At 45.8% G+C, this 14,927-nt stretch carries 17 protein-coding genes; 2 read left to right on the top strand and 15 right to left on the bottom strand.

The features are described from left to right. The 9 genes from rpsC to ACAN54_RS28660 all read right to left on the bottom strand — a co-directional run bounded on the left by rpsC (position 1) and on the right by ACAN54_RS28660 (position 5,182). On the bottom strand, positions 1 to 666 hold the full coding sequence (rpsC, locus tag ACAN54_RS28620; RefSeq protein ID WP_019908229.1) for a 30S ribosomal protein S3: 666 nt from the start codon (positions 664 to 666) through the stop codon (positions 1 to 3). Between the two features lie 14 nt (positions 667 to 680). Beyond that, entirely contained in the window at positions 681 to 1,013 is a 333-nt protein-coding gene (rplV, locus tag ACAN54_RS28625) for a 50S ribosomal protein L22 (protein ID WP_154970576.1), read from the bottom strand. A gap of 31 nt (positions 1,014 to 1,044) precedes the next feature. Beyond that, complete coding sequence (rpsS, locus tag ACAN54_RS28630) at positions 1,045 to 1,323, bottom strand: 30S ribosomal protein S19 (RefSeq protein WP_039298640.1); 279 nt, start codon at positions 1,321 to 1,323, stop codon at positions 1,045 to 1,047. Between the two features lie 76 nt (positions 1,324 to 1,399). Then, the gene (rplB, locus tag ACAN54_RS28635; protein WP_379163834.1) at positions 1,400 to 2,230 is read right to left on the bottom strand and encodes a 50S ribosomal protein L2; all 831 of its coding nucleotides are present in this window, start codon (positions 2,228 to 2,230) and stop codon (positions 1,400 to 1,402) included. A 27-nt stretch (positions 2,231 to 2,257) separates the two neighbouring features. Further along, entirely contained in the window at positions 2,258 to 2,551 is a 294-nt protein-coding gene (rplW, locus tag ACAN54_RS28640; protein WP_039298634.1) for a 50S ribosomal protein L23, read from the bottom strand. Then, positions 2,551 to 3,174: a 50S ribosomal protein L4 gene (gene rplD, locus ACAN54_RS28645; RefSeq protein ID WP_379163837.1), complete on the bottom strand. Its 624-nt coding sequence runs from the start codon at positions 3,172 to 3,174 to the stop codon at positions 2,551 to 2,553. Before rplD ends, rplW begins: the two co-directional genes overlap by 1 nt. A 25-nt stretch (positions 3,175 to 3,199) precedes the next feature. Further along, a complete protein-coding gene (rplC, locus tag ACAN54_RS28650; protein ID WP_036721840.1) occupies positions 3,200 to 3,823 on the bottom strand; it encodes a 50S ribosomal protein L3 in 624 nt (207 codons plus the stop codon). Positions 3,824 to 3,865: 42 nt separating this feature from the next. After that, positions 3,866 to 4,174 (bottom strand): 30S ribosomal protein S10, encoded by a 309-nt coding sequence (gene rpsJ, locus ACAN54_RS28655; RefSeq protein WP_017692074.1) that lies wholly within the window; start codon positions 4,172 to 4,174, stop codon positions 3,866 to 3,868. 297 nt (positions 4,175 to 4,471) lie between these two features. Further along, on the bottom strand, positions 4,472 to 5,182 hold the full coding sequence (locus tag ACAN54_RS28660) for a Crp/Fnr family transcriptional regulator (RefSeq protein ID WP_379163841.1): 711 nt from the start codon (positions 5,180 to 5,182) through the stop codon (positions 4,472 to 4,474). Between the two features lie 162 nt (positions 5,183 to 5,344). Between ACAN54_RS28660 and ACAN54_RS28665 the strand changes: the two genes are divergently transcribed. Together ACAN54_RS28665 and ACAN54_RS28670 are read left to right on the top strand one after the other, a co-directional pair. Further along, on the top strand, positions 5,345 to 5,806 hold the full coding sequence (locus ACAN54_RS28665; RefSeq protein ID WP_379163844.1) for a V4R domain-containing protein: 462 nt from the start codon (positions 5,345 to 5,347) through the stop codon (positions 5,804 to 5,806). A 36-nt stretch (positions 5,807 to 5,842) separates the two neighbouring features. Continuing rightward, positions 5,843 to 6,184, top strand: a complete 342-nt coding sequence (locus tag ACAN54_RS28670; RefSeq protein ID WP_379163847.1) for a cupin domain-containing protein — start codon at positions 5,843 to 5,845, stop codon at positions 6,182 to 6,184. Positions 6,185 to 6,312: 128 nt separating this feature from the next. On the opposite strand, the gene tuf is transcribed toward ACAN54_RS28670, so the two are convergent. The 6 genes from tuf to rpoC all read right to left on the bottom strand — a co-directional run bounded on the left by tuf (position 6,313) and on the right by rpoC (position 14,853). After that, on the bottom strand, positions 6,313 to 7,503 hold the full coding sequence (gene tuf / locus ACAN54_RS28675; protein ID WP_379163850.1) for an elongation factor Tu: 1,191 nt from the start codon (positions 7,501 to 7,503) through the stop codon (positions 6,313 to 6,315). A 108-nt stretch (positions 7,504 to 7,611) separates the two neighbouring features. Then, positions 7,612 to 9,690 (bottom strand): elongation factor G, encoded by a 2,079-nt coding sequence (fusA, locus tag ACAN54_RS28680; protein WP_379163853.1) that lies wholly within the window; start codon positions 9,688 to 9,690, stop codon positions 7,612 to 7,614. A gap of 48 nt (positions 9,691 to 9,738) precedes the next feature. Next, on the bottom strand, positions 9,739 to 10,209 hold the full coding sequence (rpsG, locus tag ACAN54_RS28685) for a 30S ribosomal protein S7 (protein WP_020427074.1): 471 nt from the start codon (positions 10,207 to 10,209) through the stop codon (positions 9,739 to 9,741). Between the two features lie 45 nt (positions 10,210 to 10,254). Continuing rightward, a complete protein-coding gene (rpsL, locus tag ACAN54_RS28690; RefSeq protein WP_020427075.1) occupies positions 10,255 to 10,674 on the bottom strand; it encodes a 30S ribosomal protein S12 in 420 nt (139 codons plus the stop codon). A 132-nt stretch (positions 10,675 to 10,806) separates the two neighbouring features. After that, a complete protein-coding gene (locus ACAN54_RS28695) occupies positions 10,807 to 11,058 on the bottom strand; it encodes a ribosomal L7Ae/L30e/S12e/Gadd45 family protein (RefSeq protein ID WP_020427076.1) in 252 nt (83 codons plus the stop codon). Positions 11,059 to 11,241: 183 nt separating this feature from the next. Then, positions 11,242 to 14,853 carry a DNA-directed RNA polymerase subunit beta' gene (gene rpoC, locus ACAN54_RS28700; protein WP_379163858.1) on the bottom strand — a complete coding sequence of 1,204 codons (3,612 nt, stop codon included), beginning with the start codon at positions 14,851 to 14,853 and terminating at the stop codon, positions 11,242 to 11,244. Positions 14,854 to 14,927: the final 74 nt, after the last annotated feature.

Here is a 14,927-nt window from a genome sequence, read left to right on the forward strand (position 1 = left end):
TTAGTTGCCTCCTTCCTGAGCAGCTTGTTTCTTAGCTGGGGGAAGAACTTCTCCACGGTAGATCCATACTTTCACGCCGATGCGGCCGTAAGTTGTATGTGCTTCAGCCGTTCCGTAGTCGATATCGGCACGAAGCGTATGAAGTGGAACTGTTCCTTCGCTATAACCTTCTGAACGGGCAATCTCAGCGCCGCCAAGACGTCCGCCTACTTGAGTTTTAATTCCCTTTGCGCCGGAACGCATAGTTCTTTGAATCGCTTGTTTCAGTGCACGACGGAAGGATACGCGACGTTCCAATTGTTGTGCAATGCTTTCAGCAACCAGAATAGCATCCAGTTCAGGGTGTTTAATTTCATTGATGTTGATGTGAACTTTTTTGCCGCCAGCGATAGTTGTAACTGCGCTGCGAAGTACTTCTACTTCAGCTCCGCCTTTACCAATTACCATACCTGGTTTAGCAGTGTGAATTGTAACGTTCACTCGGCTAGCCGCTCTTTCAATCTCGATACGGGATACAGAGGAATCCTTCAACTTACCTTTAAGGTATTCCCGGATTTTGACGTCTTCCATTAAAAGAGTACCGAAATCTTTACCTGCATACCATTTAGATTCCCAATCACGAATAATTCCGATTCGGAGTCCGACTGGATTTACCTTTTGACCCACGTGTTATCCCTCCCTTATTTCTCAGATACCACCAAAGTAATGTGGCTGGTACGTTTATTGATCCGGCTTGCGCGGCCCATGGCGCGCGGACGGAAACGTTTCATAGTAGGACCTTGGTTAACGAAAACTTCGCTAACGAACAAACTGTTCACGTCCATTGAGTAGTTGTGCTCAGCATTGGCGATCGCCGAGTTAAGCAATTTCTCAACTACCGGAGAAGCGGATTTTGGAGTGTGGCGAAGAATTGCAATTGCTTCCCCCACTTGCTTGCCGCGAATCAAGTCAATAACCAATTTCGCTTTGCGAGCGGAAATCCGCACCGATCTAGCATGTGCTTTTGCTTCCATTGTTTTCCCTCCTCTCAAACGAAGACGTTAATTATCTTCTAGTTTTCTTATCGTCACCCGCGTGGCCTTTGTAAGTACGTGTTGGCGCGAACTCGCCCAACTTGTGACCTACCATATCTTCCGTTACGTATACAGGCACGTGTTTGCGGCCGTCATATACACCAAACGTATGTCCGATAAACTGAGGGAAAATGGTTGAGCGACGGGACCAAGTTTTAACTACAACTTTTTTATCAGCCTCGTTCAAATCCTCAACTTTTTTCAGCAGGTAGCCATCAATAAATGGCCCCTTCTTTAAACTGCGACCCATGTGTGAATCCTCCCTTCATCCGGTTCTTCAAACCGCGAATCGACGCTTCGCGTTAAGCTAACTCACCAGAAGCGTCTTATTTTGTGCGGCGGCGAACGATATATTTATCAGATGCCTTGTTTTTCTTGCGCGTTTTGTAGCCGAGGGTTGGTTTGCCCCAAGGAGACATAGGCGATTTCCGTCCGATAGGAGCGCGACCTTCACCACCACCGTGTGGGTGGTCATTCGGGTTCATTACTACACCGCGTACTTCTGGACGTTGGCCAAGCCAGCGACTGCGTCCGGCCTTACCAATTTTGATCAGCTCGTGATCTTCGTTACCTACGGAACCAATCGTTGCACGGCATACGCTGAGGATTCTGCGCACTTCACCGGAGTTCAAACGAACAGATACGTATTTTTCTTCCTTACCCAGCAACTGAGCTTCTGTACCAGCAGCACGAACCAATTGTCCGCCTTTACCTGGTTTCAACTCGATGTTGTGGATAACTGTACCTACCGGAATGTTCTCCAGGGGAAGGCTGTTACCAACTTTGATGTCAGCCGCAGGGCCGGACTCAACTTTATCCCCAACTTTCAGACCTTTAGGAGCGATAATGTAACGTTTCTCTCCATCTGCATAGTGGATCAAAGCAATGTTGGAAGTACGGTTCGGGTCATACTCGATCGTAGCAACGCTACCTGGTATGCCGTCTTTAGTCCGTTTGAAATCGATGATACGATATTTACGTTTGTGTCCGCCGCCATGGTGACGAACCGTAATTTTACCTTGGTTGTTACGTCCCGCTTTTTTGCTCAGCGGCGCAAGCAACGATTTCTCTGGCTGGTTTGTTGTGATTTCTTCAAACGTAGACACAGACATGTTGCGTCTTGCCGGAGAGGTCGGTTTGTACTTTTTGATTGGCACTATAGTTTCCTCCTTACTTTAAGAGTATTATTCTACCGCTTCAAAGAATTCGAGCGGCTTGCTGTCCGGGCTAAGCTTAACGATGGCTTTCTTCCACTCCGGAGTATAACCGGAATATTTGCCGTAACGTTTCAGTTTGCCAGGTACGCGCATTGTGTTCACACTAACAACTTTAACTTTAAAAATAGCTTCAACAGCTTTTTTGATTTCGGTCTTGTTAGAACGGATATCCACTTCAAAAGCGTATTTCAATTCGCTCATGTATTCGGATGTGCGTTCCGTAATCACCGGACGCTTGATAATATCACGCGGATCTTTCATTACGCGAACACCTCCTCTACCTTCAGAACTGCTTCTTTAGTGATAATCAGTTTGTCGTACGTCAGTACGTCAAGAACATTGATGCCGTCAGCCGCTACGAATTTCACCCCAGGGATGTTACGAGCGGAAAGTGCTACATTGTCATCATAGCTAGGAGCTACGATAAGGGCTTTGCTGCCCACTTTCAGGTTATTCAGAATAGCTGCGAATTCTTTCGTCTTCGGAGCACTCATAGTCAAGCTATCCAATACGATGATGTCATTCTCAAGTACTTTCGAGGACAACGCGGATTTGATGGCCAACCGACGAACCTTCTTAGGCAATTTCCAGGAGTAGCTGCGTGGTGTTGGTCCGAAGACTACGCCGCCGCCTTTCCATTGTGGAGAACGAATGGAGCCTTGACGAGCACGACCTGTACCTTTTTGTTTCCAAGGCTTACGTCCGCCGCCACGCACTTCAGAACGTCCTTTTACTTTGTGTGTACCACGACGAAGGGAAGCTCTTTGCATAAGCGCTGCTTCATGCAGCACATGTACGTTCGGTTCGATACCGAAAACCGATTCACTCAGCTCAACTTCACCAACTTCGTTACCACTAGTATTAAAAAGTGTTACTTTTGGCATTTCATGTTCCTCCTTTCTTCAGAAATTATTTCTTAACGGTTTGTTTAACTTTCACGAAGCTGTTTTTAGGTCCAGGAATCGCACCTTTAACCAGCAATACATTACGTTCTACGTCAACTCGGATGATTTCAAGCTTTTGAACCGTTACAGTCGTGTGACCCATATGTCCTGGCAGGCGTTTGCCCTTAGGAACACGGTTAGCTTGAATGGAACCCATGGAGCCCGGTCTTCTGTGATAACGCGATCCGTGTGCCATTGGTCCGCGGCTTTGTCCCCAACGTTTGATGTTACCCTGGAAACCTTTACCCTTCGAAGTACCTGTTACGTCAACAAACTCGCCTTCTGCGAAGATGTCAGCCTTAAGCTCTTGTCCAACCTCGAGTGACCCGAGGTCAACACCGCGAATTTCGCGAACGTAGCGCTTAGGTGTTGCATTTGCCTTTTTGGCGTGACCCTGTTCAGGCTTGTTAGAGCGACTTTCCTTCTTATCGGAAAAGCCCAACTGCACTGCTTCATATCCGTCGATATTCAGGTCTTTCTTTTGCAGTACCACACAAGGTCCAGCTTCGATTACCGAAACGGCAATTACATTACCTTCTGGAGTAAACACTTGAGTCATACCGAGTTTTTTTCCTAAGATACCTTTCAATGTTGACACCTCTTTTCTTTTCTCAATTACTTAATGATAGTATTACAATTTGATTTCGATATCTACACCGGACGGTAGATCCAAGCGCATCAAGGCATCCACAGTTTGTGGTGTTGGATTCACAATATCGATCAAACGTTTGTGAGTCCGTTGTTCAAACTGTTCACGGGAATCCTTGTACTTGTGTACCGCACGGAGAATAGTAATGATTTGCTTCTCAGTTGGCAACGGAATCGGCCCGGATACACCAGCACCCGAACGTTTTGCTGTTTCAACGATTTTCTCTGCGGATTGATCAAGAATTCTGTGGTCGTATGCTTTCAAGCGGATACGAATTTTTTGCTTTGCCATTTTAGTCCCTCCTTCTATCGCCCAATTTATTATCGGACATACTCCGTGAAAATTTTCTGACGTCGACCTCATGGCAAAGGGGCCGGGTGTGTCAGTAACCTCTCACATCATCGCAACGTCTCAGAACAACATTTATTATTATATATAATAGACAGCAACATTGCAAGTGAAAACACAAAAACAGTACAATTTTTTTTCATTAATTGCTTCTTTCTATTATATAGGCTAAACATAGATATATATTGCTCACTGACGGTCTAATCTGCCCTGAAACACACTATAAAATACTAAGATCTTCTATACTAATCCCCCTATACGTAAAAGAGAGTCCATATCAAGTATCTCCACTTTTCTATTGTTTAAAGTAATAATATTCACCTTTATTAATTTGTGCAGTTTACGGCTTAAGGTTTCTGCAGTTGTTCCAATCATGGCTGCGATTTCTTTTTTTGCTGAAGGCAATTCTAGGACATATCTATGGACTTTGTCTGGATCCCTGGAAGTGTTACCTTGTGCAAATTGTACCAGAAGTCTCGCAAGCCGTTTTTCTACCTCATACATATGCATGACTCCTGCCGTCTCTTCTGCCAGCTGTAGCTGTTCACTCATTGACATTAGAAAACTGAAAGCCAAAGAAGAGTTTTGTTCTAGAAGGGGCAGAAAATCTTCACGCCGCATGTGGCATATACTCCCACTTTCAACAATCTCCGCCGTGAAATTATTCTTTTTATGATGCAGCAATGCAAACTGTCCGAAATAGTCTCCTGGAAAAAGATATCTTACTACATGCTGTTTTCCTTCAGCATTACATTGAGTTAGTTTGATCAAACCGCTCTTCACCACAAACAATGCATCTGATTCTTCTCCCTCCCGAAATACCTGATGCCCTTTATTGTAGTGGTAAGTTTCGATAATAGATTGTATTACGGATAATTCAGCATCTGGAATAGTCTTAAATACTGGAACTCCTTTGACACAGGATAGCGAATCACAAGTATCACATTTCATTGTCTACACATCCCATTCCTTTACTCTTCTCACAAGATATCAAAAATACAAAGGGAGTCGAGTGACTACTCGCACAAAAACCAAAAAACTTGATCCACATCAAGGAAAGTTTCCTTTAAATCCTGCAAAATATAAATATAAAGAGTTATTAGCAAGAAGGAGATGAAATCAGTGAAGCTGCAATATACCTTTGAAGATATGAAGAAGATGGACCGCTCACAACTAGGAGATATGGTACCCTTGGAGTTATTCCGAACCATTCGCCTTATTGGTTTAAATCAAGGTTTACCGCTCGGCGGCAAGGGAACCACTCTTACAATAGGAAGGAAAATTGGTGAGAGTCTGCCAGCTACCTCCGTCGAGGATCTACTATTACTATTTGAAGCCCTTAAGATTGGTATTCCTCGGATAGTCCACTCTGATAAGCACAAAATAAACATAGCTGTCGAAGATTGCTTCTGCAAAGGTCTTCCCAACCTTGCCGAGGAGAAAATGATCTGTGACCTGGAAGGGGCCATTCTAGAAGGAGCTCTCACCAAAATATTGGGAAGAAAAGTTGCTGTAAAAGAAGTCAAATGTAACGCAACCGGTCATGAGCACTGTGAATATGAGGTTAAACTGTAATTAGAACAAATCAAATAATCGAAAGCAGGGAATAACATGGAGAAAAAAAACACAACAGAAGCAATACAGTATCAAGATGAGCGTTTTACCAAGAAAATACTTTTTCAAAAAGGAGAAAGCTTGGTCTTTATACTTAATTTTATGCCTGGTCAGCAGTTACCCGTGCATAAACATCCTGGATCCGATGTATATATTTTAGCTTTAAAAGGTGATGGGACCATTCAAGTGAATGATCTTGACTATCCCTTTACAGAAGGCGAGACTTTGCATATAGCCGGTGATGAATCTTTCGCTTATAAAAACACCAGCGTCCAGCCCGCAAGCCTGCATGTAGTATTAAGCAAAATCCCTAATTCACAGTACTCCAAAGAGATATAGTATATTGCTCCAGCTCTACTTCCATATTTTCTTGGAAGTAGAGTTTTTTTGCGCAAAAAAGCAGGGACTCTTCGTTAGAAGAATCCCTGCTTTTGTAGTTCAGATCTATCCTAACGGATAGAGCCAAATTATTTTTGGATGGAAGCTACGGAACCGGCACCAACTGTACGTCCGCCTTCGCGAATGGAGAATTTAGTACCTTCTTCAATAGCGATTGGGGAAATCAGGGAAACAGTTACAGTGATGTTGTCACCAGGCATAACCATTTCAGTACCTTCTGGCAGGTTGATGATGCCAGTTACGTCAGTTGTACGGAAGTAGAACTGTGGACGGTAACCAGTGAAGAATGGTTTGTGACGTCCGCCTTCTTCTTTAGTCAGAACGTAGATCTGAGCAGTGAACTCAGTGTGTGGGTTAACGGAGTTCGGCTTAGCCAATACTTGGCCGCGCTCGATCATGTTACGGTCTACACCACGCAAGAGTGCACCGATATTGTCGCCCGCTTGAGCGGAATCGAGCAATTTACGGAACATTTCAACGCCTGTAACAACGGATTTTTTCTTTTCTTCGTGGATACCAACGATTTCGATTTCTTCTCCGACTTTAACTGTTCCGCGTTCTACGCGACCAGTTGCCACAGTACCGCGGCCAGTGATGGAGAATACATCTTCGACAGGCATCAAGAAAGGCTTGTCAGTCTGACGTTCTGGAAGCGGGATGTACGTGTCGATCGTTTCGAACATTTCAACGATCTTCTGTGCATAATCGCCGTCAGGGTTCTGCAGAGCTTCACGAGCAGATCCACGGATGATTGGAGTATCATCGCCTGGGAAGTCGTATTCGCTCAGCAAGTCGCGAACTTCCATTTCAACGAGTTCAAGCAACTCTTCGTCTTCAACCATGTCGCATTTGTTCAGGAATACGACGATGTAAGGAACACCTACTTGGCGGGACAGCAGGATGTGTTCACGAGTCTGTGGCATAGGGCCGTCAGCTGCGGATACAACCAGGATTGCTCCGTCCATTTGCGCTGCGCCAGTGATCATGTTTTTAACATAGTCGGCGTGTCCAGGGCAGTCTACGTGTGCGTAGTGACGGTTAGGAGTTTCATATTCAACGTGAGCTGTGGAAATAGTGATACCACGTTCGCGTTCTTCAGGAGCTTTGTCGATTTGGTCGAATGCTACAGCAGCGCCACCGTATTTTTTGGACAATACAGTAGTGATTGCAGCAGTCAGAGTCGTTTTACCATGGTCGACGTGACCAATGGTACCGATGTTAACGTGTGGTTTGTTACGTTCAAACTTTGCCTTTGCCATTTGAACAGTTCCTCCTTAATGTGGGGTTCCTTATATTTGAGCCGCCCGCTAACATGTAATTCTAGATGACTGAGTGTTGCTATCCGGACGGCAAGTTAAAAATGGATATTATTCTCCGCCTTTGTTCTTGGATACGATTTCTTCTGCAATGGATTTAGGTACTTCTTCATAGTGAGAAAGCTCCATTGAGAATACGCCGCGTCCTTGAGTACCGGAACGGAGGGTTGTGGAGTATCCGAACATTTCGGAAAGAGGCACCTTTGCACGAATAATTTGCGCTCCACCACGGGAATCCATACCTTCGATTCTACCGCGTCGGGAGTTCAGCATACCCATAACATCACCCATATATTCCTCAGGGACAGTTACTTCCACTTTCATGATTGGCTCGAGCAGTACAGGTTTGCACTTCTCTTTAGCCGCTTTGAGTGCCATCGAACCGGCAATTTTGAACGCCATTTCGTTGGAGTCAACATCATGATAAGAACCATCTACGATGGTAGCCTTAACGTCTACAAGCGGGAAGCCTGCAAGAACGCCGTTTTTCATTTGCTCTTCAATACCGGCAAGTGCAGGAGCGATGTATTCTCTTGGAACAGAACCACCGACAACTTTACTTTCGAATTTGCTGCCAGTACCTGGCTCGAGAGGTTCAAATTCAACCCATACGTGACCATACTGACCGCGACCGCCGGACTGGCGAACGAATTTACCTTCGACACGTGCTGGCGCTTTGAACGTTTCGCGGTAAGCAACCTGTGGTTTACCCACATTGGTTTCTACTTTGAATTCGCGGCGCATACGGTCGATGATAATATCAAGGTGAAGCTCACCCATACCTGCCAGAATGGTTTGGCCTGTTTCTTCATCAGTATGTGCACGAAGAGTTGGATCCTCTTCAGTCAACTTACCGAGAGCAACGCCCAATTTATCCTGGTCAGCTTTGGTTTTTGGTTCAACTGCGATTTCGATAACCGGATCAGGGAAGTTCATCGACTCCAGGATTACCGGATGTTTTTCATCACAGAGGGTATCGCCTGTACTTGTGTCTTTCAGACCAACAGCTGCCGCGATATCACCGGAATAAACGATGGAAATTTCTTGGCGGCTGTTCGCATGCATCTGCAGGATACGGCCGATACGCTCACGTTTGTTCTTAGTAGCGTTCACTACATAAGAACCAGATTCCAGTACACCGGAGTATACACGGAAGAACGTAAGTTTACCAACATAAGGGTCTGTCATGATTTTAAATGCAAGTGCTGAGAATGGTTCTTCATCCGAAGAGTGGCGAACCGCTTCAGTACCGTCATCCAGATGACCTTGAATAGCAGGTACATCCAGAGGAGATGGCAAGTAATCAACAACAGCGTCCATCATCAGCTGAACACCTTTGTTACGGTAAGAGGATCCGACAATTACAGGGAAGATTTTAACGTCACAAACGCCTTTGCGCAATGCAGCCTTAATCTCATCAACCGTAATTTCTTCGCCTTCCAGGTACTTCATAGTCAGATCTTCGTCAAGTTCAGCAACCTTCTCGATCAGCTCGAGACGGAGTGTTTCAACTTGCTCCAGATAGTCAGAAGGAATCTCCGTAATTTCGATATTTTGACCAAGATCATCTTTGAAGATATGAGCTTTTTGCTCAACCAGGTCAATGATACCAGTGAAGTCGTTTTCGGCACCAATTGGCAGCTGAATTGCTACTGCATTGGCTTGCAAACGATCACGCATGCTTTCTACAACGTTAAGGAAGTCCGCACCGATGATATCCATTTTGTTGACATATGCGATACGGGGAACACCATAACGGTCAGCCTGTCTCCATACAGTTTCAGACTGAGGCTCAACGCCCTCTTTCGCACTGAAAACGCCTACTGCCCCATCCAATACACGAAGGGAACGTTCAACTTCAACCGTGAAGTCAACGTGTCCCGGAGTATCAATGATATTGATGCGGTGACCTTTCCATGCAGCAGTTGTAGCAGCGGAAGTAATTGTGATCCCGCGCTCCTGTTCCTGTTCCATCCAGTCCATTGTTGCAGCACCTTCGTGAACTTCACCGATTTTGTGCGTACGGCCTGTATAGAATAGAATCCGCTCAGTGGTAGTGGTCTTACCAGCATCAATATGTGCCATGATCCCGATATTACGTGTATTTTTCAAGGAGAACTCTCTTGCCATGAAATGGGTCTCCCTTCAAAATATAAGTTATTTGAACGGCTTTAGATCCTACCAGCGGTAGTGAGCAAACGCTTTGTTCGCTTCAGCCATTTTGTGCGTATCTTCGCGTTTCTTAACGGAAGCGCCTGTGTTGTTGGAAGCGTCGATGATCTCAGCCGCCAAACGCTCTTCCATAGTCTTCTCGCCGCGGTTACGTGAATAGTTCACGAGCCAACGTAATCCCAGAGCAGTACGTCTCTCAGGTTTAACCTCGATAGGTACTTGGTAGTTAGCACCGCCGACACGACGAGCTTTCACTTCCAATACCGGCATGATATTCTTGATGGCTGCTTCGAAAACTTCCATCGGTTCTTTGCCAGTACGTTCTTGGATCAATTTAAACGAATTGTACAGAATGCTTTGAGCGACACCTCTTTTACCACCCAGCATAATACGGTTGATCAAACGAGTAACCAACTTGCTATTATACAATGGATCTGGCAATACATCTCTCTTAGTAACTGGACCTTTGCGTGGCATGGATATCCCCCTTTCTTAAATGTTTATTATTCAGGTGTTGCAATCTTATTTCTTAGCCTTAGGACGTTTCGCACCATACTTGGAGCGAGCCTGCATCCGGTTAGCTACGCCTGCAGTATCCAGAGCGCCACGTACGATGTGGTAACGAACTCCTGCAAGGTCCTTAACTTTACCTCCGCGCAGCAATACTACACTGTGCTCTTGAAGGTTATGTCCGATCCCCGGAATGTAAGCAGTCACCTCAAGACGGTTCGTCAAACGAACACGGGCATACTTACGAAGTGCGGAGTTTGGTTTACGTGGTGTCATTGTGCCTACACGAGTGCATACACCGCGTTTTTGCGGAGCGCTCAAGTTTGTAGCCTCACGCTTCAGGGCATTGAACCCTTTTTGAAGAGCGGGAGATTTGGACTTTTCGATTTTGGCTTGACGGCCTTTACGAACCAGTTGATTAATAGTTGGCATGTTGTGCCACCCCCTTCCTGAAATGATAATCCATTCACGAACTTTAAGTCCACAGACCCAGGCGGTTCATAAAAGGACAAATGAAAAGTCTTTGCTCCCGGAGTTCACCCCGGTACAAAAACAATTCCCTTGCTATTGTTTTAAGACGGCTGCCATAGCAGCACCAACTTCTATACCGCAGGCCTTGCCCAAATTCAGCATGGTGTCCACATAAGTGATCTTCACACCTTGTTTGTTGCAAAGCATTACAATTCTTGAAGTAAGCCGTTGATCTCCGTCCTCCGCCACATAGACTTCTGCAGCTTGGCCCAACTCAACCGCCTTAACGGTTTGTTTGGTACCGATCTTGACCTGAGCATCCTGCAGTCCCATATCATCAGTCATAATAAAAGATTACCTCCAATGATCAAGAATAACAAGGCTACTCACGCACCTTAGACATATTAGCATTATCATCTTCTGATGTCAAGAAATTCGGTAATAATTTTATTAATATTCACCGCAGACAGCCGCGTCACGATTTAAAAGAATCGTGACGCGAGTATACTGCCAGCGGTGATTATTTTGTTATTCAGCAGGAACCGTCTCTAAAGCTTCCAGCTTGCTTTCTTCATTCGGATCGCTAAGCGTGACATTGCGATAACGGTTCATACCCGTACCGGCAGGAATCAGCTTACCAATCAGAACGTTTTCTTTCAGGCCGAGAAGTTTATCCACTTTACCTTTGATTGCAGCATCTGTCAGGACACGAGTGGTTTCCTGGAAAGAAGCCGCAGACAAGAAGGAGTCTGTTTCAAGCGAAGCTTTGGTGATACCCAGCAGCACCGGTTTGGCAACTGCAGGCTCTTTACCAGATAGAATGGCTTCCTTGTTGGCAGCCTCATACTCATGAATATCCGAGAAAGCACCTGGCAACAGATTCGTATCACCAGCTTCAATGATGCGGATCTTGCGCAGCATTTGCTTAATCATAACTTCAATGTGCTTATCATTAATTTCTACGCCCTGGTTACGATATACACGCTGTACTTCTTGCAGAATGTAGTTTTGTACCCCGCGAATCCCTTTGATGCGCAGCATTTCTTTCGGGTCGATCGAACCGTCTGTCAGTTCATCCCCAGCTTCGATCTCCTGGCCTTCACTAACACGCAGACGCGAGCCGTAGGTAATAGAATAGGTTTTGGATTCAGCTTCGCCTTGTACCTCGATTTCACGACGGTCCTTGGTTTCGCGGATTTCCTTAATTACCCCGTCAATTTCACTGATTGTCGCTTGACCTTTAGGGTTACGGGCTTCAAACAGCTCTTGAATACGAGGCAAACCTTGCGTGATGTCATCACCGGCTACACCACCGGTATGGAACGTACGCATGGTAAGCTGGGTTCCTGGCTCACCGATGGATTGAGCGGCGATGATACCTACAGCCTCACCAATATCCACGTGTTTGCCAGTTGCCAGATTGCGTCCGTAACATTTCTTGCAGACACCGTGACGAGCACGGCAGCTCAGTACGGAACGAATCTGCAGTTTGGTTACACCTGCGTTCACAATTTCCTCAGCCTTGTCGGAGTCAATCAGATCGTTACGGTTAACGATAATTTCCTTCGTCTCAGGATGACGGACTGTTTCGAAAGAGTAACGACCTTCAATACGGTCGTACAGATCCTCAATAACCTCTTTACCATCCTGAATCCGGCTGACAGTGAAGCCTTTGTCGGTTCCACAGTCTTCCTCACGAACAATAACATCCTGTGCCACGTCAACGAGACGACGGGTCAGGTAACCTGAGTCCGCTGTACGAAGCGCTGTATCGGCCAGACCTTTACGAGCTCCGTGGGTAGAGATAAAGTACTCGAGGACTGTAAGGCCTTCACGGAAGTTCGCCTTGATTGGCAATTCGAAAATCCGTCCTGAAGGTGTGGCCATCAGACCACGCATACCACCCAGCTGAGTGATCTGTGATTTGTTACCACGCGCCTTGGAGTCAACCATGAGCATGATGGAATTGAACCGGTCCATAGACTTAAGCAGGATATTCGTAAGATCATCCTTCGTCTTCGACCAGATTTCAATAACGCGGTCATACCGCTCATCATTGGTAATCAGACCACGACGGTATTGATTGGCAACCACATCAACCTTGGCTTCAGATTCCTTAAGAATGGTTACTTTTTCCTCAGGTACAATTACATCCGATACGGCTACTGTAACACCGGAACGAGTAGAGTACGTGAAGCCGAGTTGTTTGATTTTATCCAAAATCATGGAAGTCTTAGTTGTATGATAAATTTCAAAACAACGCGCAATAATCAGACCTAAATATTCCTTACCTACTGCACTGGCGTCCGGCAGATCCATGAGCAATTCGCGGATATCCGCACCTTTTTCATAAATGAAATATTTCTCCGGTGTACCTTGCAGCAGATTTGCTTTGGTTGCTTCGTTGATATACGGGAAACTGCTCGGATAGATTTCATTAAAGATAATCTTACCGACAGTTGTGATAAGCATTGCATTCTGCTGTGCTTCCGTAAAGCATGTTTTGCCGAGAGCTTTAGCAGGAATAGCTACGCGTGCATGCAGACCTGCAGTTCCACGCTGGTAAGCTGAAACAGCCTCATTCACAGTACGCAGAATCATACCGCTTCCCTTTTCTTCCTTGTTATCCATGGTTAAATAGAAAGTACCAAGGACCATATCCTGGGAAGGTGTAACTACCGGTTTGCCATCCTTAGGGTTCAGAATGTTGCCGGATGCAAGCATCAAGATACGTGCTTCAGCCTGAGCCTCTGCTGACAGAGGAACGTGCACCGCCATTTGGTCACCGTCAAAGTCGGCATTGTAAGCCGTACATACGAGTGGGTGAAGACGGATAGCATGACCTTCTACCAGGATCGGTTCAAAGGCCTGAATACCAAGTCTGTGAAGCGTAGGTGCGCGGTTCAAGAGAACCGGATGCTCCTTGATTACATCTTCAAGCACATCCCAAACCTCTGGGCTGACACGTTCTACCTTACGTTTTGCACTCTTGATGTTATGGGCTAGACCCTTGTTAACGAGTTCTTTCATTACAAACGGTTTGAACAATTCGAGTGCCATCTTTTTAGGCAGACCGCATTGGTACATTTTGAGATAAGGGCCTACAACGATAACGGAACGGCCGGAATAGTCAACACGTTTACCGAGCAAGTTCTGACGGAAACGTCCCTGTTTACCCTTCAGCATATGACTGAGCGATTTGAGCGGACGGTTACCAGGACCTGTTACAGGACGGCCACGACGCCCATTATCGATCAAGGCATCCACTGCCTCTTGAAGCATGCGCTTTTCATTTTGCACGATAATATCAGGTGCACCGAGGTCCAACAATCTTTTCAGACGGTTGTTACGGTTAATTACTCGACGATACAGATCATTAAGGTCAGACGTAGCAAAACGGCCACCATCAAGTTGAACCATCGGACGAAGCTCAGGAGGAATAACCGGGAGCACATCCATGATCATCCAGTCAGGTTTGTTACCGGAGTTACGGAAAGCTTCGATGACTTCAAGGCGTTTGATCGCACGGTTGCGACGTTGGCCTTGAGCAGTGCGCAGCTCTTCTTTGAGGAATTCCAGTTCTTTATCGATATCGATATCTTGAAGAAGCTTCTTAACCGCTTCAGCACCCATGCCGGCTTGGAATCCGTAACCGTATTTTTCACGATAGCTGCGGTATTCTTTCTCGGACAACAGTTGTTTCTTCTCCAGCGGTGTTTCACCTGGATCAGTTACAACATAAGATGCAAAGTAGATGATCTCTTCAAGCGATCTTGGAGACATATCAAGGGCCAGCCCCATGCGGCTAGGAATCCCTTTGAAATACCAGATATGAGAAACCGGAGCAGCCAATTCGATGTGACCCATACGTTCACGACGAACCTTGGCACGTGTAACTTCAACGCCGCAACGGTCGCAGACAACACCTTTATAACGCACGCGTTTGTACTTACCGCAATGACATTCCCAGTCCTTTTGCGGTCCGAAAATGCGCTCGCAGAACAAGCCCTCTTTTTCCGGTTTCAAAGTACGATAGTTAATGGTTTCCGGTTTTTTTACTTCTCCGCGGGACCAAGAGCGAATTTTTTCCGGAGAAGCAAGCCCGATTTTCATAAATTCAAAACTGTTAATGTCCAACAAGGAGCAACCCTCCTTAATCTATATCTTGATTTATTACCGCATAGGCCCTCTCTTGACGGTTAGGTCAACAGAGG

This window comes from Paenibacillus diazotrophicus, from assembly GCF_042610465.1.